The organism is Agrobacterium sp. O3.4 (genome assembly GCF_041414895.1).
In the GTDB taxonomy this organism is placed as follows: Bacteria; Pseudomonadota; Alphaproteobacteria; order Rhizobiales; family Rhizobiaceae; genus Agrobacterium; species Agrobacterium cucumeris.
The window spans coordinates 1,919,316-1,944,895 of record NZ_JALPZP010000001.1 but is presented as its reverse complement, the minus strand read 5'-3'; the positions used below and the strand labels follow the sequence as shown (position 1 = coordinate 1,944,895).

Annotated in this window: 21 protein-coding genes; 13 read left to right on the top strand and 8 right to left on the bottom strand. The window is 61.3% G+C overall.

The genetic code is table 11. The features are described 5' to 3' along the window. Positions 1-164 precede the first annotated feature (164 nt). Both ileS and M0412_RS09430 read left to right on the top strand, forming a co-directional pair. A complete protein-coding gene (gene ileS, locus M0412_RS09435) occupies positions 165-3,068 on the top strand; it encodes an isoleucine--tRNA ligase (protein ID WP_269698593.1) in 2,904 nt (967 codons plus the stop codon). Positions 3,069-3,266: 198 nt separating this feature from the next. Next, positions 3,267-3,911: a hypothetical protein gene (locus M0412_RS09430; RefSeq protein WP_161991135.1), complete on the top strand. Its 645-nt coding sequence runs from the start codon at positions 3,267-3,269 to the stop codon at positions 3,909-3,911. 62 nt (positions 3,912-3,973) lie between these two features. Here the strand turns inward: M0412_RS09430 and M0412_RS09425 are convergent, their stop codons facing one another. Continuing rightward, complete coding sequence (locus tag M0412_RS09425; RefSeq protein WP_142839171.1) at positions 3,974-4,432, bottom strand: nucleoside deaminase; 459 nt, start codon at positions 4,430-4,432, stop codon at positions 3,974-3,976. A gap of 71 nt (positions 4,433-4,503) precedes the next feature. On the opposite strand from M0412_RS09425, the gene M0412_RS09420 reads away from it, so the two are divergent. The 3 genes from M0412_RS09420 to M0412_RS09410 all read left to right on the top strand — a co-directional run bounded on the left by M0412_RS09420 (position 4,504) and on the right by M0412_RS09410 (position 8,058). Next, positions 4,504-6,507, top strand: coding sequence for a pseudouridine synthase (locus M0412_RS09420; RefSeq protein WP_142839172.1), 2,004 nt, complete (start codon positions 4,504-4,506; stop codon positions 6,505-6,507). After that, positions 6,488-7,045 carry a 16S rRNA (guanine(966)-N(2))-methyltransferase RsmD gene (gene rsmD, locus M0412_RS09415; protein ID WP_269698592.1) on the top strand — a complete coding sequence of 186 codons (558 nt, stop codon included), beginning with the start codon at positions 6,488-6,490 and terminating at the stop codon, positions 7,043-7,045. The genes M0412_RS09420 and rsmD overlap by 20 nt, the downstream gene beginning before the upstream one ends. A gap of 86 nt (positions 7,046-7,131) precedes the next feature. Continuing rightward, on the top strand, positions 7,132-8,058 hold the full coding sequence (locus M0412_RS09410) for a patatin-like phospholipase family protein (protein WP_269698591.1): 927 nt from the start codon (positions 7,132-7,134) through the stop codon (positions 8,056-8,058). Positions 8,059-8,263: 205 nt separating this feature from the next. On the opposite strand, the gene M0412_RS09405 is transcribed toward M0412_RS09410, so the two are convergent. Next, positions 8,264-10,096 carry a monovalent cation:proton antiporter-2 (CPA2) family protein gene (locus M0412_RS09405; protein WP_142839175.1) on the bottom strand — a complete coding sequence of 611 codons (1,833 nt, stop codon included), beginning with the start codon at positions 10,094-10,096 and terminating at the stop codon, positions 8,264-8,266. A 116-nt stretch (positions 10,097-10,212) separates the two neighbouring features. Here M0412_RS09405 and M0412_RS09400 point away from each other — a divergent pair, with 116 nt between their 5' ends. The 6 genes from M0412_RS09400 to lpxK all read left to right on the top strand — a co-directional run bounded on the left by M0412_RS09400 (position 10,213) and on the right by lpxK (position 16,307). Then, positions 10,213-11,559 (top strand): TldD/PmbA family protein, encoded by a 1,347-nt coding sequence (locus M0412_RS09400; protein ID WP_269698590.1) that lies wholly within the window; start codon positions 10,213-10,215, stop codon positions 11,557-11,559. A gap of 93 nt (positions 11,560-11,652) precedes the next feature. Beyond that, positions 11,653-12,459, top strand: a complete 807-nt coding sequence (locus M0412_RS09395) for a 3'(2'),5'-bisphosphate nucleotidase CysQ (protein WP_269698589.1) — start codon at positions 11,653-11,655, stop codon at positions 12,457-12,459. A 61-nt stretch (positions 12,460-12,520) separates the two neighbouring features. Next, entirely contained in the window at positions 12,521-12,760 is a 240-nt protein-coding gene (locus M0412_RS09390) for a DUF4170 domain-containing protein (protein WP_046800695.1), read from the top strand. Between the two features lie 213 nt (positions 12,761-12,973). Further along, the gene (gene waaA, locus M0412_RS09385) at positions 12,974-14,296 is read left to right on the top strand and encodes a lipid IV(A) 3-deoxy-D-manno-octulosonic acid transferase (RefSeq protein WP_110757256.1); all 1,323 of its coding nucleotides are present in this window, start codon (positions 12,974-12,976) and stop codon (positions 14,294-14,296) included. Next, a complete protein-coding gene (locus tag M0412_RS09380) occupies positions 14,290-15,027 on the top strand; it encodes an HAD family hydrolase (protein ID WP_269698588.1) in 738 nt (245 codons plus the stop codon). The genes waaA and M0412_RS09380 overlap by 7 nt, the downstream gene beginning before the upstream one ends. A gap of 233 nt (positions 15,028-15,260) precedes the next feature. After that, positions 15,261-16,307: a tetraacyldisaccharide 4'-kinase gene (lpxK, locus tag M0412_RS09375; RefSeq protein WP_269698587.1), complete on the top strand. Its 1,047-nt coding sequence runs from the start codon at positions 15,261-15,263 to the stop codon at positions 16,305-16,307. A gap of 201 nt (positions 16,308-16,508) precedes the next feature. Here the strand turns inward: lpxK and M0412_RS09370 are convergent, their stop codons facing one another. Both M0412_RS09370 and mutL read right to left on the bottom strand, forming a co-directional pair. Then, positions 16,509-16,730 (bottom strand): DUF2093 domain-containing protein, encoded by a 222-nt coding sequence (locus tag M0412_RS09370; RefSeq protein WP_142839180.1) that lies wholly within the window; start codon positions 16,728-16,730, stop codon positions 16,509-16,511. A 151-nt stretch (positions 16,731-16,881) separates the two neighbouring features. Then, positions 16,882-18,714 carry a DNA mismatch repair endonuclease MutL gene (gene mutL / locus M0412_RS09365; protein WP_269698859.1) on the bottom strand — a complete coding sequence of 611 codons (1,833 nt, stop codon included), beginning with the start codon at positions 18,712-18,714 and terminating at the stop codon, positions 16,882-16,884. A 405-nt stretch (positions 18,715-19,119) separates the two neighbouring features. Between mutL and M0412_RS09360 the strand changes: the two genes are divergently transcribed. Then, complete coding sequence (locus tag M0412_RS09360; protein ID WP_309568461.1) at positions 19,120-20,739, top strand: response regulator; 1,620 nt, start codon at positions 19,120-19,122, stop codon at positions 20,737-20,739. A gap of 140 nt (positions 20,740-20,879) precedes the next feature. Continuing rightward, positions 20,880-22,232 carry a bifunctional diguanylate cyclase/phosphodiesterase gene (locus M0412_RS09355; protein WP_269698585.1) on the top strand — a complete coding sequence of 451 codons (1,353 nt, stop codon included), beginning with the start codon at positions 20,880-20,882 and terminating at the stop codon, positions 22,230-22,232. Between the two features lie 99 nt (positions 22,233-22,331). Here M0412_RS09355 and M0412_RS09350 read toward each other — a convergent pair whose 3' ends face one another. The 4 genes from M0412_RS09350 to M0412_RS09335 are packed head-to-tail and all read right to left on the bottom strand — an operon-like array spanning position 22,332 to position 25,552. Next, positions 22,332-23,219: an SMP-30/gluconolactonase/LRE family protein gene (locus M0412_RS09350; RefSeq protein WP_269698584.1), complete on the bottom strand. Its 888-nt coding sequence runs from the start codon at positions 23,217-23,219 to the stop codon at positions 22,332-22,334. A gap of 4 nt (positions 23,220-23,223) precedes the next feature. Then, the gene (locus M0412_RS09345; protein ID WP_142839184.1) at positions 23,224-23,853 is read right to left on the bottom strand and encodes a 2-dehydro-3-deoxy-6-phosphogalactonate aldolase; all 630 of its coding nucleotides are present in this window, start codon (positions 23,851-23,853) and stop codon (positions 23,224-23,226) included. Positions 23,854-23,867: 14 nt separating this feature from the next. Beyond that, complete coding sequence (locus tag M0412_RS09340) at positions 23,868-24,782, bottom strand: 2-dehydro-3-deoxygalactonokinase (protein WP_142839185.1); 915 nt, start codon at positions 24,780-24,782, stop codon at positions 23,868-23,870. Beyond that, entirely contained in the window at positions 24,782-25,552 is a 771-nt protein-coding gene (locus M0412_RS09335) for an SDR family NAD(P)-dependent oxidoreductase (RefSeq protein ID WP_371338157.1), read from the bottom strand. Before M0412_RS09335 ends, M0412_RS09340 begins: the two co-directional genes overlap by 1 nt. Between the last annotated feature and the right edge of the window lie 28 nt (positions 25,553-25,580).

The window sequence follows — 25,580 nt, the reverse complement described above, 5'->3', positions numbered from 1 at the left end:
ACTCAGATTGGCCGAATTATTGGCCCGGCTTTCCGCCCGCTCTGACGAGCCGGAAGGTCCGGGATTTTGGCGCTTGTCATGACATTTGTCATGGCGCTTTCCGTATTTGCCCTGTTTTGAATTGAGACGGCGCGACCGACACGGCGCGCAACAACGGTACGATTATGAGCGACACCGCAGAAAAACTCGACTATTCCGCCACCCTCTATCTGCCGCAGACGGATTTTCCGATGCGCGCCGGCCTGCCGCAAAAAGAACCGGAAACGGTGAAGCGCTGGCAGGAGATGGGCCTTTACAAGCGCCTGCGCGCCTCCGCCGCCGGCCGCGAAAAATTCGTGCTGCATGACGGCCCGCCCTATGCCAACGGCAACATCCACATCGGCCACGCGCTGAACAAGATCCTGAAAGACGTCATCACCCGCTCGTTCCAGATGCGCGGTTACGACGCCAATTACGTGCCAGGCTGGGATTGCCACGGCCTGCCGATCGAATGGAAGATCGAGGAAGCCTATCGCGCCAAGGGCAAGAACAAGGACGAGGTTCCGGTCAACGAATTCCGCAAGGAGTGCCGTGACTTCGCCGCCGGCTGGATCAAGGTTCAGTCGGAAGAGTTCAAGCGTCTCGGCATCGAGGGCGACTTCGAAAACCCCTACACGACGATGAACTTCCACGCCGAAGCGCGCATCGCCGGCGAGTTGCTGAAAATCGCCCGCACCGGCCAGCTCTATCGTGGCTCGAAGCCGATCATGTGGTCGGTGGTCGAACGCACGGCGCTGGCGGAAGCCGAAGTCGAATATGCGGATGTCGAGAGCGACATGATCTGGGTGAAATTCCCGGTCAAGGATGCGGTTCCCGGTCTTTCCGACGTATCCGTCGTCATCTGGACAACGACGCCGTGGACCATCCCCGGCAACCGCGCCATCGCGTTTTCTTCGCGGGTCGAATACGGCCTGTTCGAAGTCGAAAGCGCGCAGAACGATTTTGGCCCGCAGCCGGGTGAAAAGCTGATCTTCGCCAAGAAGCTTGCCGATGAGGCAGCGGCCAAGGCGAAGCTGACCTTCAAGCTTGTTCGCGATGTGAAAACCGAAGAACTGGCCGCCATCACCTGTGCCCATCCTCTGGCGTCGCTCGGCTACGATTTCCCGGTTCCGCTTCTCGATGGCGATCACGTCACCGATGATGCCGGTACGGGTTTCGTTCACACCGCGCCGAGCCATGGCCGTGAGGACTTTGATGTCTGGACCGCGCATCACCGCGAGCTGGAAGCGCGTGGCGTTTCGTCGGCCATCCCGTTCCCGGTTGGCGATGACGGTTTCTACACCGAAGACGCTCCCGGTTTCGGCCCGTCCGCCGAGGGCGGCGCTGCCCGCGTCATGGATGATAACGGCAAGAAGGGCGATGCCAACGACCGCGTCATCAAGGCGCTGATCGCTGCCAATAACCTGTTTGCCCGTGGCCGTCTGAAGCACAGCTATCCGCATAGCTGGCGCTCCAAGAAGCCGGTCATCTTCCGCAACACGCCGCAATGGTTCGTCTATATGGACAAGGAACTGGGCGACGGCACGACGCTGCGTTCGCGTTCGCTTGACGCCATCGACCAGACCCGCTTCGTTCCGGCCTCCGGTCAGAACCGCCTGCGCGCCATGATCGAAGGTCGTCCCGATTGGGTTCTGTCGCGCCAGCGCAGCTGGGGCGTGCCGATCGCCGTTTTCGCCGACGAAAAGGGTGAAGTTCTGGTCGATGAAGCCGTCAATGCCCGCATCCTCGAGGCCTTCGAGGCCGAGGGCGCTGACGCCTGGTTCGCTGAAGGCGCCAAGCAACGGTTCCTCGGTAATGACCACGACCACGACAAGTGGCTGCAGGTCATGGATATCCTCGACGTGTGGTTCGATAGCGGCTGCACCCACACCTTCACGCTGGAAGACCGCCCGGACATGAAGTGGCCGGCGGACGTCTATCTCGAAGGCTCCGACCAGCATCGCGGCTGGTTCCATTCGTCGCTGCTGGAAAGCTGCGCGACACGCGGCCGTGCGCCTTACAACGCCGTTGTCACCCATGGTTTCACCATGGATGAGAAGGGCGAGAAGATGTCGAAGTCCAAGGGCAACGTGGTCTCGCCGCAGGAAGTCATGAAGGACGCCGGCGCCGATATCCTGCGCCTGTGGGTCATGACAACGGACTACTGGGATGACCAGCGCCTCGGCAAGGCCATCATCCAGACAAATGTCGATGCCTATCGCAAGCTGCGCAACACCATCCGCTGGATGCTCGGCACGCTCGCCCATTATGAGGGCGAGGAGGTCGCCTATGACGATCTGCCGGAGTTGGAAAAGCTGGTGCTGCACCGCCTGTCCGATCTGGATAAGGTCGTGCGCGAAGGTTATGACGGTTTCGAATTCAAGAAGATCGCCCGCGCATTGGTCGATTTCTCGAATGTCGAGCTTTCGGCCTTCTATTTCGACATCCGCAAGGACACGCTTTATTGCGACGCGCCGTCGTCGCTGAAGCGCCGGGCCTCGCTGTCCGTCATCGCCAAGCTGTTCGACTGCCTCGTGTCCTGGCTGGCGCCCATGCTGCCCTTCACGACGGAAGAAGCGTGGCTGTCGCGTTATCCGGATGCGGAATCGGTGCATCTCGTCCAGTTCCCGGCAATCCCGGCGGAATGGAAGAACGAAGCTCTTGAAGCCAAGTGGGACAAGATCCGCAAGGTTCGCACGGTCGTGACCGGCGCCCTGGAAGTCGAGCGCCGTGAAAAGCGCATCGGCTCTTCGCTCGAGGCTGCTCCCGTCGTGCACATCGCCGATGCCGATCTTCTGGCGGCGCTGAAGGGGCAGGATTTCGCCGAAATCTGCATCACCTCGGCCATCTCGGTGGTGGGCGATGAAGGCCCGGCCGATGGCTTCCGTCTGCCGGAAGTGGCGAAGGTCGTTGTCGAACAGAAGCTGGCGGAAGGTGCAAAATGCGCCCGCTCCTGGCGCATCACCACCGATGTCGGTTCTGATCCGCAATATCCTGACGTATCGGCCCGCGATGCCGCGGCGCTGCGCGAGCTTGCCGCCCTGGCATGATTTCAAGCTGCGCATCGTTCTTTTCGAAACCGATTTCGGTTTCGGGCCGATGCGCGAGGAAAATAACCGGATGAATTGCGCTTTGCCTCTTCATCCGGTACACCTGCCTGAAAATGGCCGGATTTGCACGGCAATGCGGGCTGCTGCCTGCCGAAAGACGATGTCTGGCAAAGTGGGACGGACGGCTGGAAGGGTTCAATGAATATGATGCAGGGTAATGCGCAGGGTTTGGGCATGTTTCGCACGGTTGTTGGCATCACCGCTATAGGCGTGTTGCTCGGCGCCTGCACCAGCCCGACCTACGGTACAGGTAAGACGGCGGCGGAACAGCTTGTCGACGATCTCGGCAACGCGACCTCGATCACCGGCAACGACCAGGAAAAGCGCAACCTTAAATACAGCCCGCGCCCCGGCCTCGTTGTTCCGGCCCAGTCCCGTGCCGAACAGCTGGCCTCGCCGCAGCAGAACATGGCCAACCGCGAATCCAATCCGCAATGGGTCGAATCGCCGGAAGAAACCCGCGAACGCCTGCGCGACGAAGCGGATGCCAACAAGAACAACCCGCATTACCGCTCGCCACTGCTTGCCGGCAACGGCACGGCCGGTCAGATGACCGAAAGCCAGAAGTGGGAAGCCTTCCGCAAGGCCAAGGCCGACGCTCAGGGTGGCTCTGTCGTCAACGCCCAGCGCCGGTTCCTCACCGATCCGCCGGCTGAATATCGCAGTGTTCCGCAGGATCAGCTGACCGATCTTGGCGAGCCGGAACAGAAGAAGGAAAAGCGCCGCAAGAAAGAAGCGGCCGTGGCAAACACCGGCAAGAGCTGGTGGAACCCTTTCCAGTAAAAACTGGCCAGTAAAAAAACGGCTGATGGCTGGCGGGGAGTTTTGTCTTTCCCGCTCGCCGCTTACTCCTCGAGACGTTTGTCGCGAAAGAACTGCCGCAGAATGTCAGCACTTTCGCTTTCCGCCAGTCCCGAATAAACATCCGGCGCATGGTGGCATGTCGGCTGGCTGAAGAAGCGCACGCCACTCTCCACCGCGCCGCCCTTCGGGTCCTGCGCGCCGTAATAGAGACGGCGAATGCGAGCAAATGAGATCGCCGCCGCGCACATGGTGCAGGGCTCCAGCGTTACGTAAAGATCGGCACCGGGCAGGCGTTCCTGTCCCAGCGCCTCGCATGCCATGCGGATCACGGCGATTTCGGCGTGCGCCGTCACATCGTTCAATTCACGGGTGCGATTGCCGGAACTGGCAATGACCCGGCCGTCCAGAACCAGTACGGCACCGATCGGAACCTCCTGCCGCTCAGCCGCGGCACGGGCTTCCGAAAGCGCCAGTTCCATGAAATGCGTCCTTTCGGCCATTGCGTTTCAATTTCCTCTTAACCCTTGTGCTTGGACCTGATAGGACAGCCCAAACAACAGGCAAACAGCAAATGACTTTTAAAGACAAGCCGAAGCGTGACGGCGGCAAGACATTTAGCCGCGACAACAAGCCGAAAGGCCCCGGCAAACCCGCTGCAGAGCGCGAAAAGAAACCGGCGGAAGCCAAGGCTGCGCCGGCGCAGGAAGCCGTCCTCGGCACCAAGCCCGAGCGTATTTCCAAGATCATGGCGCGCGCTGGCGTTGCTTCGCGCCGCGATGTTGAGCGCATGATCATGGAAGGCCGCGTGTCGCTGAACGGCGTCAAGCTGGATAGCCCGGTGGTCAACGCCACGCTTTCGGACAAGATCGAAGTGGACGGCATGCCGATTCGCGGTGCCGAGCGCACGCGCCTGTGGCTTTACCACAAGCCCGCCGGCCTGGTGACGACCAACTCCGACCCAGAAGGTCGCCCGACCGTTTTCGACAATCTGCCGGGTGAATTGCCGCGCGTGCTCTCCATCGGCCGTCTCGATATCAACACCGAAGGCCTGCTGCTGCTGACCAATGACGGCGGCCTTTCCCGGGTGCTGGAATTGCCGACCACCGGCTGGCTGCGCCGTTACCGCGTGCGCGCCCATGGTGAGGTCGATCAGGCCGCACTCGACAAGCTGAAGGACGGCATCGCCGTCGACGGTGTGCTTTATGGCGCGATCGACGCGACGCTCGACCGTACCCAGGGCCACAATGTCTGGATCACCATGGGTCTGCGCGAAGGCAAGAACCGCGAAATCAAGAACGTGCTCGGCGCGCTTGGTCTCGAGGTCAACCGCCTGATCCGTATCTCCTATGGTCCGTTCCAGCTTGGTGATCTGCCCGAGGGCAAGGTGCTGGAAGTGCGCGGACGCATGCTGCGCGATCAGCTCGGCCCGCGCCTGATCGAAGAGGCCGGTGCCAATTTCGACGCGCCGATCTACAATACATCCGCTGATGACGAGGACGAAGCTCCGGCCAAACGCGCCAAGTCCGAATGGGCAAAGAGCGATGCGCCGGAAGGCAGGCCGCGTTTCGACAAGGCAGCCGGAAAGCCGGAAGACCGCCGCGAAAAGGCGCTCGGACGTCTGGACACCAAACGTGGCGACAAGCCTGCGGGCAAGTTCGGCGCAAAGCCTGCCGGGAAATTCGGTGGCAAGGGCCGCAACGAGGATGATGGCGAAGAGCGCCGCAGCCCCCGCCAGCCGGCGGGCACGAACCGGACGGCCAATGTCTGGATGGCGCCCGGCGCAAGGCCAACGCGTGACGGCAAGGAGCGCAAGTCGTCCGCCCGTGCCGAAGCCGAAAACCTGTTCAAGAAGCCGTCCGCCCAGGAAGAGGCGCGTCGCAGCGTCGTGCGCCATGCCGACGACGAAGGTGAATGGATCCGCTCCGAACCCACCCGTGAGGATGATCGTGGCCACGGCCGCGGCGAACGCCCGGCACGCGGTGAAAAGAGCTTTGGCGATCGCGGTGGACGCGGCGGCAAACCCTTTGGTGGTAAACCATCCGGCGACCGGCCTTTCCGGGATCGCCCCCGCGAAGATGGCGACCGCCCGCGTGGCGAGCGCCCGGCGCGCAGCGGCGCAAAGAGCTTCGGTGATCGTCCCGCGCGCGGCGACAAGCCCTTCGGTGACCGTCCGTTCCGCGACCGGCCTCGCGAAGATGGTGATCGCCCACGCAGCGACCGTCCGCGTGGCGAGAAGAGTTTTGGTGATCGTACGGCGCGTGGTGAAAAGCCATTCAGCGAACGTCCGTTCCGTGACAAGCCGCGCGAAGAGGGGGATCGTTCCGGCAGCGATCGTCCACGCGGCGAGCGACCTTTCGGCGACAAGCCGCGTGGCGGAAAGCCGGGCGGCAGGCCCGCATCGGGCAAGCCGTCCTTCGGCAAATCGGGCGAGCGTGGCGAACGTTCGGGTTTTTCGGGTAAAGGTAAAGGCCCCGGTGGTAATGGCCCCGGCGGCGGCAAGCCGGGTGGCAAAGGCCCGGGTGGCAAACCTTCTGGTGGCAGGGGAATGACACGTAATGCGGATCGTAGGCGGTGAGTTCCGCGGCCGGAATCTGGCCGCGCCGAAAACAAATTCCATTCGTCCGACCATCGACAGGACGCGGGAAAGCCTCTTCAACATTCTGAGCCATGCCTATCCGGAAAGTCTTGACGGTACGCGCGTTCTGGATGTTTTCGCCGGAACCGGGGCGGTTGGGCTGGAAGCCCTGTCGCGCGGCTGTCGTGTGGCGCTCTTCGTCGAAAATGGCGTCGAGGGCAGGGGGCTGCTCTGGGAGAATATCGATGCGCTGGGGCTGCACGGCCGTGCCCGCATCCTGCGGCGTGACGCCACCAAGCTGGGCGGCGTCAACAATATCGAGCCCTTCGATCTTCTCTTCGCCGATCCGCCCTATGGGCAGGGCCATGGCGAAAAGGCTTTTGCCGCAGCCCACGCCGGTGGCTGGCTGACACCCGGCGCGCTCGCCATTCTGGAAGAGCGCGGCGATGTTGCAGTAACCGTCGATGCGGCGTTCAAACTGCTCGAAAGCCGTATCTTCGGTGACACGAAAATGCATTTCTACCGCTACGAACCCTGACGGGAAGGCCTTCCCGTCACGCCACGGTCTTGTCTTGTTTGCGCAATAGGCAGGATTTTTTCTGCGAAAAGAATTTGGGTATTCGCATGGAGCAGGGTGTAAACGAGAGTGTCACGATCGTGCGTGCCGGGGAAGATGTCCTCGAAGGCGACGGCGCGGGTGGCCATGAGCCGACATTCGGACTGGCGCTTGGCGGTGGTGGCGCGCGTGGCATCTGCCACATCAACGTCGTCGAGGCCTTCGACGAACTCGGCATCCGGCCGGTAGCACTCTCCGGCTCCTCCATCGGCTCCATCATCGGCGCGGGCATGGCGGCCGGCATGAGCGGCCGGGAAATCCGCGAATACACCCTCGAACTCATGGGGCGCAAAGGCTCGGTGGCAAACCGTCTCTGGAGCCTCGGCCCGGCATCGATGCGCCATGCGGTCGATGGTTTTCGCCTCGGGCAGTTCAATCTCGAACTCATTCTGCACGCCTTGATGCCGCAGGCCCTGCCGAAGGACTTTTCGGAGCTTGCCATCCCGCTGAAGGTGATAACGACAGATTATTACGCCCAGACCGAAGTGGTGGTGGAAACCGGCGAGATCATTCAGGCGCTGGCGGCTTCCGCCGCTATTCCGGCGTTGTTCATGCCGGTGCGTATCGATGGCCGCATCATGATCGATGGCGGCATCTTCAATCCTGTCCCCTATGAACATCTGCTGGATAAGGCCGATATCGTCATCGGCGTCGATGTGGTTGGCGGCCCCGAAGGAGACGGCACCACCATGCCGAACCGTCTGGACAGCCTATTCGGCGCCAGCCAGCTGATGATGCAGGCAGCGATTGCCCTGAAACTCAGATTACGCCCACCCCACATCTTCCTGCGTCCGCCGGTGCACCGCTTCGGTGTGCTGGATTTCCTGAAGTCCGAGGAGGTGCTGAACGCCTCCGCCAGCATCAAGGACGATCTGAAACGGCAGATTGAAATGCAGGTGGAGCTGTTTCATCGCGGGCAGGGCGTGGAGGCCTGAGCGTTACCCCTGAGTTTTCGGGAGCGAGCGGGTGCCACGTGTTTCTTCTCCCCGCCGGGGAGAAGGTGGCCCGAAGGGTCGGATGAGGGGGCAGCTCGTCGAATATCTCGACCCTTGCCCCCTCATCCCGCTGCCGCTTGTTTCTTCTCCCCGGCGGGGAGAAGAAACAAGCGGCGCGCTCCCCGTCACTGGCTTGAAGCGGAAATCACAGCGACACCTCCGTCTCGCTGTCCTCCAAATCCTCTTCTTCCTCCTCGCGTTTCTCCGCCTTGTTCTTCGGCTTCATCAGCGGCTCCGGTTTCACCTCACGCACCGGCTTGTTGTGCAGCATCTGCCGGCCGGCAGCGAGGCCTTCCACGGCTTGAAGCTGCAGCCGCTCCTCGTCACGTTCGCGAATATCGTCGGAGATCGCCAGCGCCCGCTCGCCGTCCATATCCAGCCCCTCCAGAATGCGCCGGCCGAATAGCAGGCCGGATTCCAGCGTCTCGCGCAGTTCATATTCCACGCCCTTTTTCCTGAGATCGAGGGAGTGCACGCGATCATAAGAGCGGGCATAGATGCGCACGCTTGGAAATTCCGACTGGATCATGTCGATGATGCGGTCGGTCACTTCCTTCTTGTGGGTGCAGACCGCCACCAGATCGGCCCGTTCGATGCCGGCGGCGATCAGCACATCCTTGCGGGTGCCGTCGCCGAAAAAGATGCGGAAACCGAAACGTGCGGCCTGACGCACGCGATCGGCGGAACTGTCGATGACCGTGACGTCGCGCCCGCCGGCGAGAAGGATCTGCGAGGCGATCTGGCCGAAGCGTGAAAAGCCGATCATCAGCACATCCGCGCCAGCCCCGTCGAAATCTTCGTCCAGCGTGTCTTCGGCGGCGTCCTCCGCCGTCAACCGGCGCGATATCACCGCCAGAAGCGGCGTCAGCGCCATGGAAAGCGTGACGACGGCGACGAGGATCGAGGCGGTCGCCTGTGGAAACAGTCCGGAAGCCGCGGCCGTGGTGAAGAGCACGAAACCGAATTCGCCGCCCTGCGCCAAAAGCAGTGCGATACGGCTCGATGCATAACGCGAAGAGCCGGCAATGCGGCAAAGGCTGTAGATCACCGCCGCCTTGACCGCCATCATTGCCGGCACGGCGATCAGGATGAGGACAATATGCTCATAGACGATGTTGACATGCAGCGACATGCCGACAGCCATGAAGAACAGCGCCAGCAACAGCCCGCGAAATGGCTCGATATCGGCTTCCAGCTCATGCCGGTAGGAGGATTCCGACAGCATCAGTCCCGCCAGCAGCGCCCCCATGCCCATGGAAAGCCCGACAGCTTCCATGATGGCGGCAGCGCCGATGACAACGAAGAGCGCCGCCGCGATCATCACTTCGCGCGCACCCGTGCGGGCGATGATCTGGAACATCGGTGTCAGCAGGAAGCGCCCCGCCAGCACCATGCCGGCCACCGCAACGACCGAGGCGACGAGATCGTAAACCATCGAGTCCGACGCGACATCCGGCCGGTTGGAAAGAATGGTGACGAGGGCGAGAAGCGGCACGATGGCGAGATCCTGAAACAGCAGGATCGAAAACGAGCGGTTGCCGTGCCGCGTGTTCATGTCGCCGTCGTCTTCGAGGATTTGCAGCGCAAAGGCGGTGGAGGAAAGCGCAAGGCCGAAACCGGCGACAAGGCTGCCGCGCGCATCGATCAGCCCCGCCCACCAGGCAATCGCCGCAAGCACGCTGCCCGTCACCAGCACCTGCGCCAGCCCGAGGCCTAAAATATCGCGGCGCATCTGCCAGATACGCGATGGCTTCAGTTCCAGACCGATGATGAATAGCAGGAAAACCACGCCCAGTTCCGAGACATTGAAGATGTCCTTCGCATCCGTGACGAGATGCAGGAACGGTCCGATGATGATGCCGGCCACCAGATAACCGAGCACGGTGCCAAGCCCGAGCTTGCGGAAAATGGAGGCCGCGATGACCGCTCCGGCCAGAAGCAGCAAGGGTTCGGAAAAGAGAGCGTCGTGCTCAGTCATGCGGGCGGACTTTCGAATATGGTGGCGACAGAGCCTTGCCGATGGAGAAAGCGGCGTTTCGCCCTTGATGCGGGGTTGCTGGCACAATAAATGGAACAGGAATGAAAGGCCAACTCATGTCCTCAGAAATAGATTCTTCCAAACTTCTCGATCGCGCCAGCGAACTTGTCGATCTTGCCCGCGCCGCCGGCGCGGATGAGGCGGATGCCGTTGTCGTGCGCTCCCGCTCGCAATCGGTCGGTGTGCGGCTTGGCAAGGTGGAAAGCACCGAATCATCCGAAAGCGACGATTTTTCCCTGCGCGTCTTTGTCGGCCGCCGGGTGGCGAGCGTTTCGGCCAATCCGGGCTTTGATCTGAAGACGCTGGCCGAGCGGGCGGTGGCGATGGCCAAGGTCTCGCCGGAAGACCCCTTTGCCTGCCTTGCGGACAAGGAACGGCTGGCGACTTCCTATGACGATCTCGAACTTTTTGACGCCACCGAGGTGTCGTCCGATCAGCTGCGCGAGGCGGCTCTTGCTTCGGAAGAGGCAGCACTTGCCGTCAAGGGTGTCAGCAATTCCTCCGGCGCCGGCGCATCAAGCGGCATGGGCGGCCTCGTGCTTGCCACATCGCACGGTTTTTCCGGCAGCTATATGGGCAGCCGTTTCAGCCGCTCCGTCAGCGTCATCGCCGGCGAAGGCACGAAGATGGAGCGCGACTACGATTTCGACAGCCGCCTTTATTATGCCGATCTGGATGCAGCCGAAGAAATCGGCCGTCGTGCCGGTGAAAAAGTCGTGCGGCGCGTCGGCCCGCGTCAGGTCGATACCGGCAGCAACATCACGGTGGTGTTCGATCCCCGCATCGCCCGCGGTTTCGTCGGCGCCATCGCCGGTGCGATCAACGGCGCCTCGGTTGCCCGCAAGACCAGCTTCCTGCGCGACAAGATGGGCCAGCAGGTTCTGAAAAAGGGTCTTTATCTGACCGACGATCCGCAGATCGTTCGCGGCCCATCCTCGCGTCCCTTCGATGGTGAAGGAGTAAGGGGCGAGAAGATGACGATGATCGAGGACGGCGTGCTGAAGCACTGGTTCCTGTCCACCTCGGCGGCGCGGGAACTTGGCCTTGAAACCAATGGCCGCGGCGTGCGCGGTGGCACCTCCGTCTCGCCGGCCTCCACCAATCTGGCGCTGGAACCGGGCGATATTTCGCCGGAAGATTTGCTGAAACAGGTCGGGTCAGGCTTTTACGTCACCGAACTGATTGGCCACGGCGCTAACATGATAACGGGTGAATATAGCTGCGGCGCGAGCGGTTTCTGGATCGAGAACGGCGAAAAGACCTTTGCGGTTTCCGAGGTGACGATCGCCTCGAACCTGAAGGACATGTTCATGCGGGTCACGCCGGCCAATGATATCGACCGCAAATATGGCGTCGCCGCATCGACGCTGGCGATAGAAGGCATGACGATCGCAGGCAAGTAACCCAGCCTGCGGGTTGTTTTCGCCGGCACTTTATGTGCAAGTGCGAAGAGAAAAACAGGCGCGCCGTTTGAGGCGCGCGGAAAAGACGGCAAAATGAACGATATGGCTGAGGCCCGCTGGGCCTCCGATTTGCGGCTGGTGCTTGAAGCCGCGCGCAAGGCGGGCGAGACGGCTCTCGGTTTTTTCCGTAAGGACCCCGAGGTCTGGTGGAAGAATGGCGGGCTTTCGCCGGTCAGCGCGGCCGACTACGCCGCCAACGAAATTCTCGAAACCATCCTGCGTTCCGCCCGGCCGGATTATGGCTGGCTTTCGGAAGAGACGGATGACGATGCCGACAGGCTTTCCCGCTCCACCGTTTTCGTCGTTGATCCGATCGACGGGACACGCGCCTTCATTGGCGGCCGGGATACCTGGTGTGTCAGTGTTGCGGTGGTGCATGAGGGGCGGCCGGTCGTCGCGGTCCTTGTTGCCCCGGCGCTTGCCGAGGAATTCACGGCGATTGAAGGCGGCGAGGCGCTGAAGAACGGCCAGGCCATTTCCACCGCGCGCGGAAATGCCGGCATCTTCCATCTGGCGGCGCCCGAAGACGTGATCGCTTATCTGCCGGAGGAGGTGCGCGCCGGCGTCAAGCGCATTCCGCATGTGCCTTCGCTCGCCTACCGGCTGGCCATGGTGGCGGATGGCCGTATCGACGGTACGCTGGTCAAGGCCAATTCTCACGAGTGGGATCTGGCCGCTGCCGACCTCATTCTGGAAAGGGCAGGCGGGCAGCTTGTCGGCCTCGATGGAAAACCTCTGATGTATAATCGCCGGGAGGTGAACCACCCCGCATTGTGCGCCGCAGCAGATTATGCGCTGCCCGCACTTTTGAAAGCGTTTTCACACGTTTCCGACGGTTGACGTTTGCCCGGAAATCCCGCAGATGAAGGCCTCTCTCAGCGTTTAAGAAAGAGATAAAGACATGACGGAATCCGGCAAACCGAAACAGCTGCTGCACCTCGTCTTCGGCGGCGAACTTGAAAACCTTCAGGATGTTCAGTTCCGGGATTTGAATGCGCTCGATATCGTCGGCATCTATCCGGACTATGCTTCTGCCCTCACGGCATGGAAGTCCAAGGCGCAGATGACGGTCGATAATGCCCATATGCGTTATTTTATCGTGCATATGCACCGTCTTCTCAATCCCGACGACAAAAATTGAGTCCTTTTGCCCTTGCGTTGTAATACTATTGGGTGAAGGCGAGCTTTTCCGTGATTCCTGCCGTTCAACGCAGGCCGGTAGCTCCGGCACGAGAAAATGTGATCGCGCTTTCGTTTCCGATGATAAAAAATGACGCAATTTAAGAAGAAGTAGGCGGCGACAACAACAAGAACAGGGGCAGGCTTTGCGCGGAATGATCAAGGGCAGAATGTCATGAGCAGCCGTATCGCACGTTTCGCTCTTTCGGGTTACCGGATCGCCGGTATTGCCGCCTATCCCTTTGCCCGACCCTATCTTTCCTATCGGGCTGCGAAGGGCAAGGAAGACAAGCGCCGCCGCTTCGAACGTTTCGGTTATGCCAGCGCCGAGCGCCCGCGTGGGCCGCTCGTCTGGTTCCATGCCGCAAGCGTGGGCGAAACGCTTGCCCTCATCCCGCTGATCCGCGAAATCCGCAAACGCGATATTTTCGTGCTCCTGACCACCGGCACCGTCACCTCGGCCGAACTGACCCGTACGCGGCTGGGCGATGATGTGATCCACCAATATGTGCCGCTCGATATCAAGATCGCGGTCAACCGCTTCCTCACCTATTGGGCGCCGGATGCCGCCATAACAGCTGAATCGGAAATCTGGCCGGTAACGATGATGGAGCTGGAGCGCCGGCACATTCCGCAGATCCGGGTCAATGCCCGTCTGTCCGACCGTTCCTTCGACCGCTGGAAAAACCGTCACGATATTGCGGAATCGCTGTTTTCCAAGCTGGCGCTGGTGGTTGCGCAATCCGATCTCGATGCCGAACGCTTCCGCGATCTCGGCTCCTGGCCGGTGGTGATTTCAGGCAACCTCAAGGGCGATACCGACCCGCCGCCCTGTGACGAGGCGCTTCTGGAGACCTATCGCAAGCAGGTCGGCAATCGCAAGACCTGGGCGGCGATCTCCACCTTCGACGGCGAAGAGAAGGCCGCCGCCACCGTGCATGCGGCGATCAAGTCGCGCAACGGCCAGTTGACCATCATCGTGCCGCGCCATCCCGAGCGTGGAGATGATGTGGAAGCCATGCTGAAGGGCATGGGACTGACGGTGGCGCGCCGTAGCCGCAACGACGTGATCACGCCGGAAACCGATATTTTCCTTGGCGATTCCATCGGCGAAATGGGGCTTTACCTGCGGCTGACCGAGCTTGCCTTTGTCGGTCGGTCGCTGACGGCTGAAGGCGGGCAGAACCCGCTGGAGCCGGCCATGCTCGGCTGCGCCGTATTGTCCGGCGCGCATGTGCAGAATTTCCGTGAGGCCTATCAGAAGCTCATCCGCGCCGGCGGCGGTCGTATCATCCGTGATGTGGAGATGCTGGCCAAGGCGGTGCATTATCTGCTGGTCAACGACAATGAGCGTTACAAGATGATCGATGCCGGCAACCGGGTCATTCAGGATATGCGCGGCGCGCTGTCCTCCACCGTCAAGGCGCTGGAACCCTATATCAACCCGCTTACCGTTTCGGCCAAGCTGCAACCGCGGAGTGCCATCGGTTCATGGTAGCGGATATCGAAGTTGATGCGACGCCGTCGATCGCTGCTGTGCTTTTCGACAAGGACGGAACCCTTTTAGGTTATGACGCCAGCTGGGGACCGGTGAACCGCGAACTTGCGGCGATCGCTGCCAAGGGCGATCCTGTCCTCGCCGACCGCCTGCTGGCCGCTTGCGGCATGGACCCGATCACCGGCCACGTGGTGCCCGACAGCCTGCTCGCCGCCGGCAATACGGCGGAAATCGCCGCCGGTCTGGTTGCCGCCGGCTCGCCCTGCGATGTTGTCGAACTGACGCAGCGCCTCGACCGGCTGTTCACCGAGGCCGCTGATAAATCCGTGCCCGTCACCGATCTCAAGGCGTTTTTCGCACGGCTGAAGGCGCGCGGCTACAAGCTCGGCATCGCCTCCAGCGACAATGAAAATTCCATCCGCCAGACGGCCATCCGCTTCGGTTTCGAGAGCGATGTCGATTTCGTCGCGGGTTATGACAGCGGTTACGGCACCAAGCCGCAGCCCGGCATGGTTCTCGGTTTCTGCGAGGCGATCGGATTTCCGCCGGAACGTGTGGCTGTCGTCGGCGACAATAACCACGATCTGCATATGGCGAAAAATGCGGGCGCGGGCCTGCGCATCGCCGTTCTGACGGGAACCGGTTCACGCGAAAGCCTCGGTGCGGATGCGCATTATTGCTTTGATGACATTACCGGGCTTGAGGCGCTGCTGCCGGAACGGGTTGTTTAAGAAGGAACCACCCATCTCTTCCGTCATTCCGGCCTCGAGCCGGAATCCAGCCAGCCCAAGTCCGTGGGCTGAAAAAGACTCTTCCCGATGCGCAGACGCGCGCCGGATGGTTTCCGGCTCGAGGCCGGAATGACGGAGAGCTTTTTGCAATTTACGGTTTTTTCTGGCAAACAACCCCTGACGTATAACATCCGAACGAATGCCGTGGGCGACGCGGCCGGGAGCGGGCATAGATGGTTTCTGAAGCGCCGCCATTCTGGTGGCAGAAAGCGGGCTGGCAGGCATGGCTCCTGTCGCCTTTCTCGCTTCTCTACGGCAAGATCGCCGGACGGCGGATGCGGACGGCAAAGCGGGCAAGCCTGTCCGTTCCAGTGATCTGCATCGGCAATTTCACTGTCGGCGGAGCGGGCAAGACACCGACAGCGATGGCAATCGCCCGGGCTGCTACCGCTAAAGGCCTCAAACCCGGTTTCCTCAGCCGCGGTTATGGCGGCACGCTTGATGTCACCACCCTCGTTGATCCGCAGCACCATCGCTCTGCCGACGTCGGCGATGAGCCGCTGCTTCTGGCGCGCGAGGCGGTGACGGTGATTTCGCGCCGACGCGTGGAAGGGGCCCACCGGCTGGTGAAAGAGGGTGTCGATCTCATCATCATGGATGACGGTTTTCAGAGTGCCCGCCTGACGCTGGATTATGCGCTTGTTGTCATTGATACGATGCGTGGCATCGGCAATGGCCATCTTGTGCCAGGCGGCCCGGTGCGTGCGCCGCTTGTCGAACAGATGCGGCAGATGACCGGCCTTTTGAAGGTGGGCAACGGCCATGCGGCCGATCCACTGATAAGACAGGCGGCAAAGGCTGCCAAACCCGTCTTCGTTGCGGCGATTACGCCGCAGGAGCCGCAGGATTTCAGGGGAAAGCGCGTGCTGGCCTATGCCGGCATCGCCGATCCGGCCAAGTTTTATCGCACCGTCGAGGCGCTTGGCGGCGACATCGTGCAGCAGCGCTCCTTCCCGGACCATCACCATTTCAGCGACGACGAGGTTGCGGATCTCCTGCAGGATGCGGGCAAGGAGAATTTGCAGCTGGTGACGACGGCCAAGGATGCCGTGCGTCTCAATGGTCACCATGGCCGTGCGGAAGAGCTGCTATGGAACAGCCAGGTTATCGAGATCGACATGCTGTTCGACGACCCCAATGCGGCCTCAACGATCATCGATGCCGCGATCCAGCATTGCCGCGCCCGCCTGCTGCGGGAAAATGCGCGGTCGTCATTTTAGAGGTTGTCGGCAAGGTCCGGAAACCTCTCCTCCGTCATGCTCGGGCCTGTCCCGAGCATCTGCAACCTATCGACTTATGAGACATCAGCAGATCCTCGGCACAAGGCCGAGGATGACGTCGAGTGAGGGTGTCAGCCGTCTCTGCAACCGTTCCTGAGAAAGCCGTTTAACATGGAAACGCGTCAGCACGCCGTTTCCGGCTCATGCCGGCAGATTGCCAGCCTTCTGCTCAGCCGCGAGCGAAGCGGCCGCGTCCACATAGGCTTCCTGCCGCGCCACGCTCCAGTAGCGCAATTCGTCGAGCGGAATGGTCTGGGCGGTGATGGCGCAGACGACATGTGAGCCGGTTTGCACGATCCGGAAGTCTCCGTCGAGATATTCGATGACGGCGAGGCGGTTGCCGCCTCCTTCAAATCTGTTCATCCGTTTTCGTCTCCTGCTCTGTCCTGTCAGCGCACCCAGTCCGAAACGGCGTAGCGTTTTCCTGAACAATCCGGATGCTCCAATGTCCTAGATTTATATCGTTCGGCGCGGCACAAGGCCAGCCCCGGCCGCTTGCGGCTGGGTGAAGATGTCAGCTTCGGCCGAAGAGCCGTTCTATATCGGAAAGTTTCAGTTCGATATAGGTCGGCCGGCCGTGATTGCACTGTCCCGAACCCGGCGTGTTTTCCATCTGCCGCAGAAGCGCGTTCATTTCCTCCGGCCGCATGCGCCGACCGGAGCGTACGGAACCGTGGCAGGCCATGGTGGCCGCGACATATTCCAGCTTGTTGGCAAGCGTGGAGGCGGCGTCCCATTCGGCAATCTCGTCAGCAAGCTGGCGCACCAGCCCCTGCACATTGACCTCGCCCAGCATGGCCGGCGTTTCCCGAACCGCAACAGCGCCCGGTCCGAAACGCTCGATGACAAGGCCCAGCGCGTCGAACCCGGCCGCATGATCCATCAGCCGGTCGCAGTCTTCCTCGGGCAGATCGATGATTTCAGGGATCAGTAGCACCTGCGACGGCGGACGCCGGGAATGCAGGGCATTGCGCATTTCCTCGAATACCAGCCGCTCATGTGCGGCATGTTGATCAACGATGACGAGGCCGTTTTCCGTCTGCGCGATGATGTAGTTCTCGTGCAGCTGCGCCCGTGCCGCTCCAAGCGGATACAGCACTGGCTCCGGTGAAGGGCTTGCGAAAGGCTCATAGGTCTCACGCGGTTCGGCCCGCGCCGTCGGCATGGTGATGTCGGAAAAGCGCGATTGCACCGCTTCTGCAAATTGCATGTCCCCGGAAACGGCGAGCGGCCGTGACGGGGATGTGGCGGCAGACCATGGCGCGGAAGCCGGCATGGAAGGCGAGGGCCGCAGGCCGGACGGGCTGTAGCCGGGACGAAAGGCGTTCATCATCTGGTTCGCGCCGGTCGTCGCTGCCCTGTCACCGTCACGCGTCAGCGCCTGGCGGATCGCACCGACGATCAGCCCGCGAATGAGGCCGGGATCGCGGAAACGCACGTCGGATTTCGCCGGATGCACATTCACATCCACAAAGGCAGGGTCGAGCGTGATGGACAGCACCGCGACCGGATATCGCCCATGCGGCACGGTTTCGGCATAGGCACCGCGAATGGCGGATAAAAGCAGCTTGTCCTGCACCGGGCGGCCGTTGACGAAGACATATTGATGCGCCGAGTTGCCGCGGTTGAAGGTCGGCACGCCGGCAAAGCCTGATAGCGTCACATCCTCGCGTCCGGCATCGATCTCGATGGCGTTGTCCTTGAAGTCTGCACCGAGAATCTGCGCCATGCGGGCGAGATGGTCATCGCCGGTCGAGGGGATTTCGAGCGTCGAGCGGTCGGTGCCTGATAATACGAAGCGGATATGCGGAAAGGCGATCGCCATTCGCTTGACGACCTCGGTAATGGCGGCCGCCTCCGCCCGTTCCGTCTTCAGGAATTTCAGCCGCGCGGGTGTGGCGAAGAACAGGTCGCGCACCTCGACGATGGTGCCGGCATTCGAGGCGGCGGGCCGCACCTCCGAAACCTTGCCGCCCGTCACCGAAATCACCGAACCCTGTTCCGCGCCCTGTTGACGGCTGGTGATCGAAAGCTTGGCGACCGAGCCGATGGAGGGCAGCGCCTCGCCGCGAAAACCGAGCGTGCGGATATCATCCAGCGTCGTGGATATTTTCGAGGTGCAATGGCGCCTCACCGCAAGCTCCAGATCGATGGGCGACATGCCGGAGCCGTTGTCGGTAATGCGCACCAGCCCCTTGCCACCGCCCGCCGTGGCGATCTCGATCCGGGTCGCGCCGGCGTCGATGGCATTTTCCACCAGTTCCTTCGTGGCGCTGGACGGTCTTTCGATGACCTCGCCGGCGGCGATCTGGTTGATGAGGGTTTCTGAAAGCTGCTTGATGGCCATGATCGTCATTTTCGCGGATTCGCCATGGCTTCGAAAGCAAAAAACGCCAATTGCGGCAATTTGCACATGTTTTGTGGACTTCCACGCATTTGATCATTTCCGTCAACATCTGGGTAAGCGTTAATCCGCTTTTAATCGGCCTTGATTATGGTGGGGCGGCTTGAAATGACCGCAGGCAAGAGGCCCCCTTTCCGGGTGGTGTGTGACGTCGACTTTGGGTGAACGTCATCTTCTCCTCAAGACTGCTTCAAGTGGCGAACCCTGATGTCTCTTTATCGGAATTTGTCGTTTCATCCCGGCATCTGCCCAGAACGATTCCAATAGAAACATAAGCCTGACCCATTAACAGGCGGGAGTTTGCAGTTGAGTGATTTGGCGTCCTCTGGCGCGGGCGTTCATACGGTGATGCTTGATGCCCTTTGCGACGCGCTTGGCGCGGCGATCGTCGTTTACGACCGTAACGATCACATTATTTTCGCAAGCCGGAAACTCTTGAATTTTTTCCCGCTGGAAGAGGCCGTTGTCGGTCCCGGTGCGCGGCTGCGCGACTATCTGAGCGCGCTTTACGATTGTTATCTGCTGGAGACGGAAAACCTCGCCGCCAATGCCCGCCAGCTCGGGCGGGACGAATGGATCGGCGAGCGGCTGGCGCTGCACTGGAAGGAAAGGTCGGAAAAGACCGAACGGCTGAAGGGGGAGCGCTTTCTGCGTTTCGTCATGAACCGCCTGCCTTCCGGGCTCGGCATCAGCGTCGTCGCCGATATTTCCGAACAGAAGAAAAGGGAAGAACAGTGGCGCATCGACCTTGAACGGGTGCAGCTGATCGAGGACATCCTCGACAATCTGCCATTCCCCGTTTTGGTCAAGGACCGCAACATGGCCTATGCGGCCGTGAACAAATCCGCCTGCACCATGATTGAAACCAGTGCGGAGAGCATTCTCGGCAAGACGGTTTTCGATCTGCATTCACGTAAGGTCGCAGCGCAGATCGATGCGGCTGACCGGGCGGTAATGGACACCGGCACGCCGAGTCTCATTCCCGAAAGAGTGAGACGCATAAACGGCGAGGAAGTGCTGACGATTACCCGCAAGCAGCGGGTGGGTCGCCCGGGCCGGCATTTTCTGGTGACGACAATGGAGGATGTCACCGCACTTGCCACCCTCGATGCAAGCGGCAGGCCCATCATCCCCTCGCTCGAACATGTCGCCTTCGTCGCCTCCACTTACGGAAAGGACGAAGATGACGCGCCGGCCAAAGACCTGCTGAAAAGCAAGGCGGTGCTGGTTGTCTCCGAAAGCGGGCGTTTCGCCGAAGCCGCCGGCCGCCGGTTGACCGCGGGCGGCATGGATCATGCGGCGGTGACGAGCGAGGAAGAACAGCAGGCATTCATCGATATCGCCACCTCCGCCGGCGTGGGCATCGATGTCGTCGTCGTCGATGCCCAGATGAGCGTCACATGTCTCGATATCGCCGCTGCGCATGACCTGCCGTTCGTCACTATCGAGGAGGAGGAAATCGACGCATCGCTGCTGCATTACGTCGCTGTCGGTCTCAGATCGTCTCCTGGCGAGAAATCGACGGAGGAAGACTGGGAAATCATGACCGAAGACCTGCCCAGGATCCTCAAGACGGGCGGCGTCGGCGAGATACTTCTCGTTGAGGACAACCGGGTCAACCAGATCGTCTTTTCGCAGATACTCGAAGGCCTTGGGCTTTCCTGGCGGCTCGCCACCTCGGGTGAGGAAGCCTTGCAGCTGTTTGCGGAGCAGGCGCCCTCCGTCGTCCTGCTCGACACGACACTCGCCGATATCGACGGTTTCGAGGTTGCCCGCCGCATGCGGCAACTGGCCGGCGACGAGAACATTCCCATCGTCGGGGTCATCACCCACGCCTTCGAGGGCGATCTCGACAAATGCATGGCGTCCGGAATGAACGACATGCTGCTGAAACCCGTCAGCCCTGACATGGTCGAGGCGGTTTTCCTGCGTCTTTTCGGCACGGATGCGGTGCGGCTGCAGGCCTGAAAGCCCAACAAACGGGCCGTTTTTCCCGAACGGCAGGCTTTCCGAAAATGCCGCCGCATTTTTGGTTCGCGGCTCTATGGTTTTTTTAATACTTGCCCTGCATTGTGAGCGCGTTCACACAGGATTAACGAGATGCAGGAATGAAACGGGCAGAACCGCAATCGTTGCAGGTCAGCCAGAACGAGCTGCAGGCCATGGCTTACAGCGATCCTCTGACGGGGCTCGGCAACCGTTACCGTCTGCGGGACAAGATCCGTATGCTGGCCAGCGAACGCTCCAGCGACCCCGCGCCGTTTACCGTCGGCATCGCCAATATAGACGGTTTCAAACCCATCAACGATCTTTTCGGTGTTCAGGCGGGCGATGAAATCCTGTGTCAGGTCGCGCACCGGCTGAAGGCCTGCATTCCCGATGGCGCGGTCGTGACGCGCCATGATGGCGACGAATTCGCCTTCGTGCTGCCGTTGGTGTTTGAGCGCACCGGTGCGGAGCGCATCGGCAACATGATCAAGGACGTGCTCTCGGCCCCTTACGATCTCGGCGATCGTAACGTCCGGCTTTCCTCCTCTTTCGGTTTTGCCATCTATCCCTTTGCCGGCGATGACTTCGAGGATCTGCTGAAAAGTGCCGAGACGGCGCTTTATCGCTCCAAGCGGCGCGGACGTGGTCAGATAACGGTCTATTCGCGCGAAATCGCGCAGGAAATGAAGCGCGCCACCCAACTGGAACAGGCCTTGCGAAACGCCATCATCACCGATGCGATCGATGTGCATTTCCAGCCCATCGTCCGGTTGGAAGAGGCGAAGGTCATCGGCTTCGAGGCGCTGGCCCGCTGGAACGATCCCGATCTCGGCTTTGTTTCACCCGCCGTCTTCGTGCCGCTCGCCGAAGAACGGGGTTTCATCGACGCGCTGTCGGAAGCCCTGTTGCGAAAGGCGGCGGAAGCCGCCCTGTTCTGGCCGCGCGAGCTGTTTCTGTCCTTCAATTTGTCTTCCGCGCAATTGATGGATCCGAGCACGGCGGACAATATTCTTTCCATTCTGGCCCGTGTCGGCCTCGATCCACACCGGCTGGAGCTTGAAATCACCGAAACGGCCGTCATGACGTCCGCCGATACCGCGCAGCGCATCATCAGCGAATTGCAGAGTGCCGGTGTTCGCATTTCGCTCGATGATTTCGGCACCGGGCAGTCGAGCCTCGGCCGCCTGCGCGATTTCACCTTCGACAAGGTCAAGATCGACCGCGCCTTCGTCTCGCGCATCAGCAGCGACCGCCCTTCGGAACACATCATCAAGGCCATCGTCGCCATGTGTGACGGACTTGATCTTGAAGTGGTGGCCGAAGGCATCGAGGAGCGGGTGGAAGAGGAAAAGCTGCGCGCGCTTGGCTGCGCCATGGGGCAGGGTTATTTCTACGGCCGCCCCGCCGATGCCGCCGCGACCCAGCGATATCTGCACGAAAATTATCGGGAAATCCTGTCGGATATTCCCTGAAAAGCAGGACGACGGTGAATGTGAAGGGCGCGCGCATCCCACACTCACTCATTCCTGTGACAGGCACAGGAATGAGGAGAGGGCGGCATGCGCCTCGCTTCACAACCGGTAAAGCGGCTCGAACCTGCCCTTGACGTCGATACCGAGATCGAAGGTCAGGCCATGCTGCGGATTGGCGGCAAGGGCGTCCGCGTCCAGATTTTCCCGTGCGGAGGTGACGAGAAGGCGCGATGCGTCGGGGCCGATGAAGGCCGGGCATGTCGTCTGCCCCGCCGGCACCTCATATCGGGCGATGTGATTGCCGTCCGTATCGTAGCGATCGACAGCCCCGATGCCCCAGCGGGCATTCCAGATATGCCCTTCGGCATCGCAGACCGACCCGTCAATGCCACCTTCGACGCCGGCGGAATCGATGAACACCTCGGCCCTGCCAGTGGGAAGGCCGGTCTCAGCGTCGAGCGGCACCCGCATCAGCTTGTTCACTTTGGTATCGACGTAATATCCCGTCGCGCCATCGGGTGAAAAGCAGATCGAGTTGGGGATGCTAACCTCGGCAAACAGTTTCGTCACGATACCTTTAGCAACGTGATAGATGCTGCCGGCGCCTGTCTCCGCCTTCCGGCCCATGGTGCCGATCCAGAGTGCGCCGCAGGGGTGCATGCGCCCGTCATTGGAACGGTTGCCGGGCAGGTCCTTTTCCAGTTCCGCATGCAATGTCAGCACGCCGGTTGCCGTATCCCGCAGGAAAAGCCCGTCATCGGAGGCGATCAACTGTTTATGTTCGCTGACCTTGGCCAGCGCGCTGCCCATGAAGGGCAGGGCGTACACCGTCTTGCGGCCGGAAGCGAAATGCAGCTCGTGCAACTCGCGCTCGACGATGTTGAACCACCAGGCGGTGCCGGTCGCAGGGTCGAAGGTCGGGCCTTCGCCAAGCATCATCGGCGTTTCGTCAAGCACATGTCCGGCAAAGGGAAAAACAGTTGCCAAGCTCTTATCCTCCGATGGCTGCATCATAGGCCGATAGCGTGACGGTAGCGCGCTCGCGCACCTCGGCCGCCGTCATGCCCGGCTTGTAGAGGCTGGTTCCAAGCCCGAAGGCGGTAATGCCGGCCGAGGTATATTCGGCGAAATTTTTGTCGGAAACGCCACCGACGGCGGCAATGATGAGGTCCTTCGGCAGGATCGTCCTGATAGCATTGATGCCGGCCGGGCCGATAATGCTGGCGGGAAAGAACTTCAGCCCCGTCGCCCCGGCCTTTGCGGCCACCAGCGCTTCGGTGGGCGTGAGAACGCCGGGCATCGTCACCATGCCCTTGACGCGTGCGGCGATGATCACTTCGGCATCGGCATTGGGGCTGACCATCAGCTTGCCGCCGGCGGCATCCAGTGCCTCCACGTCTTCTACGCTGAGCACCGTGCCGGCGCCGATCAGGCAATCGGCAGGCGCCATCTTCGCGGCGATTTCGATCGAGCGGAACGGATCGGGCGAATTGAGCGGGATTTCGATGGCGCGGAAGCCGGTCTCGATCAGTGCGCCGACAACGCCTTCGGTTTCCTCGGGTTTCAGACCGCGCAGAATGGCGATCAGCGGATATTTCATGGCAGGGAAGGGGATACGCATGGTGGGTCTTTCTTTTATGACCAGATGGTATTGGCGGCGGCCAGCAATCCGCGCCGCACGGCCTCGTCTGCATCGATGACCGTATATTGGATATCAAGGGCCGTGAAGGCGCCTTCGTAAAGCGCACCGAGCGCGCCGGAGCCGATCAGCACGACAGGCGTGTCCCGCCGCGCATTGGAATGCGCGCCGGCAATTTCCAGCCCGATCATGATGCCGGAAAGCTTGGCCTTGGCATCGGTCGCGGTGAGGCCATGCAGCAATTGCCCGGAGCGCAGGGTAAACAGCCGGTTGGTGGCGAGTTGCGGATTGGCGTAGATGTCGCGCACGGCGGCCCTGAAAGTCTCGTGTTCACCGGTGAAGGCATCAGCTTCGGCCACCGCATGCGAAAGGATCGTCTGCCTGGAGATGACTTCGAACAGTTCGCCGGTCATGAAGGTGGCAAAGCCGGTCACGTCACCGCCTTTGACCGTCACCCATTTGGAATGCGTGCCCGGCATGCAGACCAGCTTTTCACCGGCATCAGCGGAGGCGAGTGCGCCGAGCAACTGTGTTTCTTCACCGCGCATCACGTCGGGTGCATTTTTATCCCGTTGCGCCAACCCCGGCAGAATGCGGACATCCCGCGCCTGACCCGGCACGCGGACCGCGCCGTCAAGAACCGCTGAAAGCGATGCCGGCACGTCGATGTAACCCGCCTCGACCCAGCCTTGCCGGGCGCCTGCCATGCCGCAGACCAGAACCGGCAGATTGTCAGGTGCGCCGATGGCATCAAGATGCGATTGCAGCACCTCGGCAAAGCCGGTGCGCATGGCGGTCGTCATGCCTTCCGCGCTTCTGCGCTCAGCCAGAACAGCGCCAGAACGGCTCAGAAGCCAGAGCCGGAAACTGGTCGTGCCCCAGTCGACGGCGATAAAAGCGGGTTCGGACATTATAGAAGGCCTCCGTCTACGATTATGGATTGCGCCGTGATGGCGCTTGATGCTGAGGATGCGAGAAACAGGCTCGGCCCGGCCAGATCGGCGGCGACGAGCGTGCGCTTGAGACATTGCCGCGCCGTGGTTGCGGCGATGCCGTCGTCGGTCAGCCACAGGTCTTTCTGCCGCTCCGTGACGATCATGCCGGGCAGCAGCGTGTTGACGCGGATATTGTCAGGTCCCAGCCTGCCGGCAAGGCTCTTCGTCAGTCCGATAATGCCGGCCTTTGCCGCCGCATAGGAGGGTAGTTCACCCATGTTCAGCAGAAATGAGATGGATGAAAAATTGACGATGGATGCATCCTTCGCCTGTCTGAGATAGGGCAGCGCGGCCTGAACGGTGAAGAACATCTGCTTGAGATTGACGGCCTGATTGGCGTCCCAATAGGCTTCCGTCACCGTGTCGATGTCGTGTCGGTCATCCCAGGCGGCATTGTTGACCAAAACCTTGATGCCGCCGGTAGCGGAGGCTGCCGCATCCACCGTCCGCCCGATTGCGGGAATGTCGCTCAAGTCGGTCTTGAAAAAATGCACCGGATGGGGAGCCGCCCCTGCGAGCCGCTGCACAAGTGCGGCGCTCGGCTCCTCGGCGATGTCTATGAAGGCGACCTTCGCCCCCTGCATCGCGAAGGCTTCCACCAGCGATGCCCCAATGCCGGAGCCGCCGCCGGTAATGAGCACGCCCGCATCCTTGAGGTCGGGAAATTGGGCTTGCGTCATCGACATCGTCTCATCCATGAGGGCTTGATTGTTC

Bases quoted from the DNA above. Each gene is read 5' to 3' on its own strand.
- ileS (WP_269698593.1), top strand. From the start codon at position 165: ATGAGCGACACCGCAGAAAAACTCGACTATTCCGCCACCCTCTATCTG.
- M0412_RS09430 (WP_161991135.1), top strand. From the start codon at position 3,267: ATGAATATGATGCAGGGTAATGCGCAGGGTTTGGGCATGTTTCGCACG.
- M0412_RS09425 (WP_142839171.1), bottom strand. From the start codon at position 4,432: ATGGCCGAAAGGACGCATTTCATGGAACTGGCGCTTTCGGAAGCCCGT.
- M0412_RS09420 (WP_142839172.1), top strand. From the start codon at position 4,504: ATGACTTTTAAAGACAAGCCGAAGCGTGACGGCGGCAAGACATTTAGC.
- rsmD (WP_269698592.1), top strand. From the start codon at position 6,488: ATGCGGATCGTAGGCGGTGAGTTCCGCGGCCGGAATCTGGCCGCGCCG.
- M0412_RS09410 (WP_269698591.1), top strand. From the start codon at position 7,132: ATGGAGCAGGGTGTAAACGAGAGTGTCACGATCGTGCGTGCCGGGGAA.
- M0412_RS09405 (WP_142839175.1), bottom strand. From the start codon at position 10,096: ATGACTGAGCACGACGCTCTCTTTTCCGAACCCTTGCTGCTTCTGGCC.
- M0412_RS09400 (WP_269698590.1), top strand. From the start codon at position 10,213: ATGTCCTCAGAAATAGATTCTTCCAAACTTCTCGATCGCGCCAGCGAA.
- M0412_RS09395 (WP_269698589.1), top strand. From the start codon at position 11,653: ATGAACGATATGGCTGAGGCCCGCTGGGCCTCCGATTTGCGGCTGGTG.
- M0412_RS09390 (WP_046800695.1), top strand. From the start codon at position 12,521: ATGACGGAATCCGGCAAACCGAAACAGCTGCTGCACCTCGTCTTCGGC.
- waaA (WP_110757256.1), top strand. From the start codon at position 12,974: ATGAGCAGCCGTATCGCACGTTTCGCTCTTTCGGGTTACCGGATCGCC.
- M0412_RS09380 (WP_269698588.1), top strand. From the start codon at position 14,290: ATGGTAGCGGATATCGAAGTTGATGCGACGCCGTCGATCGCTGCTGTG.
- lpxK (WP_269698587.1), top strand. From the start codon at position 15,261: ATGGTTTCTGAAGCGCCGCCATTCTGGTGGCAGAAAGCGGGCTGGCAG.
- M0412_RS09370 (WP_142839180.1), bottom strand. From the start codon at position 16,730: ATGAACAGATTTGAAGGAGGCGGCAACCGCCTCGCCGTCATCGAATAT.
- mutL (WP_269698859.1), bottom strand. From the start codon at position 18,714: ATGGCCATCAAGCAGCTTTCAGAAACCCTCATCAACCAGATCGCCGCC.
- M0412_RS09360 (WP_309568461.1), top strand. From the start codon at position 19,120: ATGCTTGATGCCCTTTGCGACGCGCTTGGCGCGGCGATCGTCGTTTAC.
- M0412_RS09355 (WP_269698585.1), top strand. From the start codon at position 20,880: ATGAAACGGGCAGAACCGCAATCGTTGCAGGTCAGCCAGAACGAGCTG.
- M0412_RS09345 (WP_142839184.1), bottom strand. From the start codon at position 23,853: ATGCGTATCCCCTTCCCTGCCATGAAATATCCGCTGATCGCCATTCTG.
- M0412_RS09340 (WP_142839185.1), bottom strand. From the start codon at position 24,782: ATGTCCGAACCCGCTTTTATCGCCGTCGACTGGGGCACGACCAGTTTC.
- M0412_RS09335 (WP_371338157.1), bottom strand. From the start codon at position 25,552: ATGTCGATGACGCAAGCCCAATTTCCCGACCTCAAGGATGCGGGCGTG.